Below are 5,448 nucleotides of genomic sequence, written 5' to 3'. Positions count from 1 at the left end.
GAGTTTCTCGGCTTAAATCTCTAATAAATCTCATAAGTCTCTTGTTTTCTTGACTTTTGTTTTAGCTTATTCTACTTTTTATTATGTGTAATTTATTTTACATAAGCACTTAACCATTATTAACAACAAATATTAATTTGATTCAGCAGGAGTTTTATGGAACATCAAAATGAATTTCTTGGGGTACTTTTCGGAATGCTGTTGTTATTAGGTATGCATCTTATCGCCGGTCTAGCAGTATTTTTAGTAAGTTTTCCTATTGCTGCTTTGCTAGGAGGAGGATACGCTATTTTAATCGTTTGGGCGTTTTCTGCTATTTCTATATTCTTATGGCAGCTTTTATATGTGATTCCGCTTATTTTTTGGCTAAGACGGCGACAGCGAGGGGCAATGGTGAAAGGGGTGATTATTTGTGCAGTTCTTACCGCTTTATTAAATGGAGCCTGCTATTTACTGTACTTTAGCCCTAAATAAAACGCTAAATTTTATAACACCCTAATATAGCAGCAATAATTTCATGTTTATAAGAACAAAATTATGCGCTCAAGGAATGAAATCACTGAAATGATTAACAGTATATTCTTACTATTAGGAATACATATTTTAGTTTTGGTTATCTTAGGATTTTTATCGTCTACAATCGTGAATTTATTGTATATTTCTACGATCGCTTAAATTGTAGCAATATTAATTTTTTATATTGGATTGTCTTAACTTCTGTATGTAATCCCAATAATTTTTTGGCTAAGACGGCAACAAAGATGGGGATTGATGAAAGGAGTGATTAGTGGTGCAGTTCTTACTGCTTTACTCAACGGTGGTTGCTGGCTCTTCATCCTTTCGGTAAGCCGGTAAATATTAAATTCCCCGACCCAGTGGCACTAGATTGAGTGGCTGCTATTCGCGCCTTTTTTCGTCTTCTTTTCGATTTTGAAAGAAATGGGACGAGGCGATTGAGGCGTGAGGTTCGATGGAGATTGGCTAGAAACAGAACGCATGGCTAGCGGCGTCTGGTCTTTAATCGACGCTGGTTCGTCTTCGTGGCTTCGCAAAAAAGGAAAGCTAGATAGTTTGTCGTAGTTAGATGCGATCGCTAAAAACGCACCTCCCAGAATATACACTGGCAACGGTAGCGTGAACTGTTTCAACCACTGATAGATTTCTGCAAAGCCAAACAGCAGCAAAAAACTGGCAACCCACACTCTCATATTTCTACTCAACCCCATCCCAAAATTTATATCTCTATTAAAACCTAGATACCTAAAATAAAATGCGAGAGCCTTTTGTCAGTCTCTCGCGTCAGCAATTCACTTAGATAGCCCTTGCTAGAAGGCTTTGAACGCAGTCGTAGGGACTCACGAGCGTGCATCCCTACCCTTGGGGGTCTAGTTTATACTTTCGTCGCTGCCAACGGTTGGCTCTTTCCAGACGTTAACCGCTCGTAGGTTGCCCGCATCTTCAGACCGACCAGCACTTGGAACAAGCCAGTTCCGTTATTAGAGCCTGGATATTCCCGATGCTTGAGCAACAGTTCGGTCAGTTCCCCGTGGTACTTAGCCGCAGTCTTGCTGAGGTGGCTTTCAATGTAGATGACTTCCTCTAGCTTGTCGAACTGACCATCTACTTCCAGAACGGACACCTCATGACCATAGTAAGAGTCTGGGCCATAGTACATCTTGATGCCAGGGTAGCCGCAGGTCAGCTTACGACCGCAGGGTCTCCAATCAATCGTAGACCCTTCATCAAATAGATAAGCTGGCTCAAAACCTTCCACGCCATCGCGCTGAAGCAAGCGCACCCGCAGGATTTGACCTACCTTCTCTTCCTTGACTAATTGCGTCGGCAACACCTGGATCACAACGTCAGCGTGTTCCTTCTGCGGCTCGATGTAGGCAGTAAAATCTGGGCGGCGAGCGTTGATGGCAGCGAGTACGTCTTCGTAACGGTGCCCGCGCTCAGCCATATCCCGCTGAATCTTCCAGGCAATCTTAACGTCATCGCTGATGTCGAGATAAACGCTGAAGTCGAGGAGCGATCGCACCCGCTCATCATACAAAGGATGAAGCCCCTCAATCACAATAATATGGTTAGGATCGACTCGCTCTGGAGGATCGATCTCGCCGGTTTCGTGGTTGTAAATTGGCTTTTCAATGGACTGACCGTTCTTGAGCGCTTTGATCTGCTCGGCCATCAGATCGAAGTTATTCGCCTTTGGGTTCAGCGCCGTAATTCCAGTTTCTTTGCGCTGTTTCCGATCCAGGCTATGGTAATCGTCCAGGCAAATCACCGTGACGAAATCTTCCCCAAACAAATCTGTTAATCGGCGCAAAAATGTAGATTTACCGCATCCGGAGTCTCCAGCAACACCAATTAGAACCACGCGATCCAGCTGACTGGTCATAGCTTCCCTCTAACGCAAAAAATTTTTTCTCATTGAGTTTTAAGCAATCTAAATCCTCAGCCCGGAGGGCACCCCGTTGGTTACTCTTGCAGCTCTTGCGACACAGCAAGAAGGCATAACCAGTAGGAGCTTACAGCACCCTAGAGTAAGGCCCGTTGGGGAAGACTCAAGCTTCGTCCAGTAAGTATTTAATACTAGATGTTACACAGTATCTTACCAGAACGGGATAGACGCTACAAGCTAACCCCAGTGGAATCATCTCGCTCAGTATTTATGCTACGGCGTGCCGTGCATTTTTAGAAAGGAAAAATTAAATTGACTCAATGGAGACATTATTTAAATAAATTGCTGGCTACCCTAAAAAAAGCTAGCGAAGGGTTTCCCAATCGCCATCCGGCGAGGAAGAATATCCCTAATATTAGCGACGTTAACTATCCAGAAACTATCCAGATTCAGTCATTGCCCTCTTTTACCTGCCCTCGGTCAGCAGAGCGATATGTGGTGGAAAGACCGCTTTGTAGCAGAATGTTAACAGAAGGTGGGTTCGGAGATATTTAAGAGCAATGTACAATTCCACAGCAGCCAACGGTACTGCCAATTCAGAATCTGGTAGCCGCGTCTTTGTTTATGAAGTGGTGGGCCTGCGTCAGAACGAAGCAACTGACAACGTAAACTACCCGATTCGTCGTAGTGGCAGCGTGTTTATCACAGTGCCCTACAATCGCATGAATCAAGAAATGCAACGGATCGCTCGTTTGGGCGGCAAAATTGTCAGCATCCACCCTCTAGGTGCTGACAACGGAGCAAATGGCTCTAAGGGCAGCTCCCCCAGCTCCCCTGCTGCCGCAAGCGTTGAGTCAAGTGCAACGAATGCTCCTGCCACTTCGCAAACCGTCGCACAGGACACTCAAGCACCAAAAGAGAGTAAGCCTATGACTCAAGCGAAGGAAAAAACGGAAAAAGATATTCCCGTTAATATCTACCGCCCGAATAATCCCTTTATTGGTAAGTGTCTGAGTAATGAAGAGTTAGTTGGTGAGGGTGGGATCGGCACCGTTCGTCACCTGATCTTTGACATCTCCCAAGGGGATCTCCGTTATTTAGAAGGTCAAAGTATTGGCATCATCCCGCCGGGAAATGACAACAAGGGCAAACCCCACAAACTAAGACTGTACTCGATTGCCTCGACTCGTCATGGCGACAAGGTTGATGACAAGACTGTATCGCTGTGTGTCCGGCAACTAGAGTATAAGCATCCAGAAACGGGCGAAATGGTCTATGGTGTTTGCTCTACCCATCTGTGCAATCTCCAGGTTGGGGACGATGTGAAAATTACCGGACCAACTGGTAAAGAAATGTTGTTACCAGAAGATCCGAATGTCAACGTGATCATGCTGGCAACCGGAACGGGTATTGCGCCATTCCGCGCTTACCTATGGCGGATGTTCAAGGAAAATGAAAGAGCAGTTAACACCGACTACGAATACAAGGGTTTAGCTTGGCTCATTTTCGGGATTCCCACCAGCCCCAACATCCTGTACAAGGAAGAACTTGAAGAACTGCAACAGCAGTACCCTGAAAACTTCCGCCTCACCTATGCCATCAGCCGGGAACAGAAAAACCCCGAAGGCGGCAGAATGTACATTCAGGATCGGGTGGCTGAACACGCTGATGAACTCTGGAAAATGATTCAGCAAGAGAATACCCACACCTATATCTGCGGTTTGAAGGGTATGGAAGGGGGCATTGATGAAGCCCTCTCCGCCGCTGCTGCCAAGGATGGGGTGACTTGGAGCGAATACCAAAGAACGATCAAGAAGGCTGGTCGTTGGCACGTAGAAACCTACTAGGTTACTACTGGCTGGAAGTCCTGCCTAGTCGTCTCTCCTTGACTCTCATAAAAACCCAGTTTCTTAAAGAAACTGGGTTTCTCAGCTTGATAGCGATCGCTTCAAGCCAACTGGCGCGTCTGTCTTACCAGAATTGAAACTGGGAAGCAGGCGCGTCAATCCTTTGGAGGAAGGTTATTTTCCTGATTCAGTGCAAGATATTCAGGCGTGGGCGTAGATTCGCACAGCCGAATATCTTCAATGATTATTTTTTATTGACAAAAACCCTTAAATAATATATGTAAAGCATTCGGTTGATCCAATGATGAGAATTAAGTTAAATTTAATTAAGTTCACGTTTAAGGTGCCAATGTTCGCTCTATAGGGACAAGCCTAAATGTCCTGGTGGTAGCAAATCCAGCTCTTGGCTGGGATTTCCTGCCTAAAGTCTTGCTCAATTAGGTAAAAAAAGGAATGTTTCAGTTCCTTCAATCAGCTCTCATCCCTTGTTTGTGATAACGCTTTATCTGCGCTGAATCTGCTTCTATTAGCCGTATCTAGAGACAACCGATTTATGAAATTTTCCTGGAGAATATTAGTACTTTGGACATTACCCGCCTTAGTCATAGGGTTTTTCCTCTGGCAAGGGGCATTTGCTGCTGCTCCCACCGATATGGGCAAAAACACTGCTAGTACCCGCATGACCTATGGGCGCTTTCTGGAATACCTAGATGCCCAAAGAGTTACCAGTGTTGACCTCTACGATGGGGGTCGGACAGCAATTGTCGAAGCCGTCGATCCGGATCTGGATAACCGCATCCAACGGCTGCGGGTAGATTTGCCAACAACTGCCCCAGAATTGATTGCTAAGCTCAGAAACGCAAATATCAGCTTTGATACCCATCCCGCTCGCAACGATGGAGCTATCTGGGGATTTTTGGGGAATTTAATTTTTCCAATTTTGTTGATTGCTGGGCTGTTCTTCCTATTCCGTCGCTCTAGCAACATTCCTGGCGGTCCGGGGCAAGCCATGAACTTCGGGAAATCAAAAGCTAGATTTCAGATGGAAGCCAAAACCGGCGTCAAATTTGACGACGTCGCCGGAATCGAAGAAGCCAAAGAAGAACTTGAAGAAGTCGTCACCTTCCTCAAACTCCCAGAGAAATTCACCGCCGTAGGTGCGAAAATTCCCAAAGGCGTCCTGTTAATTGGCCCTCC

Annotated in this window: 6 protein-coding genes; 4 read left to right on the top strand and 2 right to left on the bottom strand. The window is 45.6% G+C overall.

Annotated elements, in window-relative coordinates:
* The first annotated feature begins 156 nt into the window (after positions 1-156).
* A complete protein-coding gene (locus NDI34_RS27580) occupies positions 157-474 on the top strand; it encodes a hypothetical protein (protein WP_348234425.1) in 318 nt (105 codons plus the stop codon).
* Between the two features lie 407 nt (positions 475-881).
* On the opposite strand, the gene NDI34_RS27575 is transcribed toward NDI34_RS27580, so the two are convergent.
* Positions 882-1,208, bottom strand: a complete 327-nt coding sequence (locus tag NDI34_RS27575) for a hypothetical protein (RefSeq protein WP_190523920.1) — start codon at positions 1,206-1,208, stop codon at positions 882-884.
* 182 nt (positions 1,209-1,390) lie between these two features.
* On the bottom strand, positions 1,391-2,401 hold the full coding sequence (locus NDI34_RS27570; RefSeq protein WP_190414500.1) for a phosphoribulokinase: 1,011 nt from the start codon (positions 2,399-2,401) through the stop codon (positions 1,391-1,393).
* 563 nt (positions 2,402-2,964) lie between these two features.
* On the opposite strand from NDI34_RS27570, the gene petH reads away from it, so the two are divergent.
* From petH to NDI34_RS27555, 3 genes are all read left to right on the top strand, one after another.
* Positions 2,965-4,251, top strand: coding sequence for a ferredoxin--NADP reductase (petH, locus tag NDI34_RS27565; RefSeq protein WP_190429953.1), 1,287 nt, complete (start codon positions 2,965-2,967; stop codon positions 4,249-4,251).
* Positions 4,230-4,388, top strand: coding sequence for a hypothetical protein (locus NDI34_RS27560; protein WP_348234424.1), 159 nt, complete (start codon positions 4,230-4,232; stop codon positions 4,386-4,388). The genes petH and NDI34_RS27560 overlap by 22 nt, the downstream gene beginning before the upstream one ends.
* Positions 4,389-4,804: 416 nt before the next feature.
* The coding region (locus tag NDI34_RS27555) for an ATP-dependent metallopeptidase FtsH/Yme1/Tma family protein (RefSeq protein WP_348234423.1) at positions 4,805-5,448 on the top strand (644 nt) is incomplete at its 3' end.

Origin of the sequence: Trichocoleus sp. DQ-U1 (assembly GCF_039961925.1) — a bacterium.
GTDB lineage: Bacteria > Cyanobacteriota > Cyanobacteriia > Cyanobacteriales > FACHB-T130 > FACHB-T130.
This window is presented reverse-complemented; position numbering and strand designations above follow the sequence as displayed.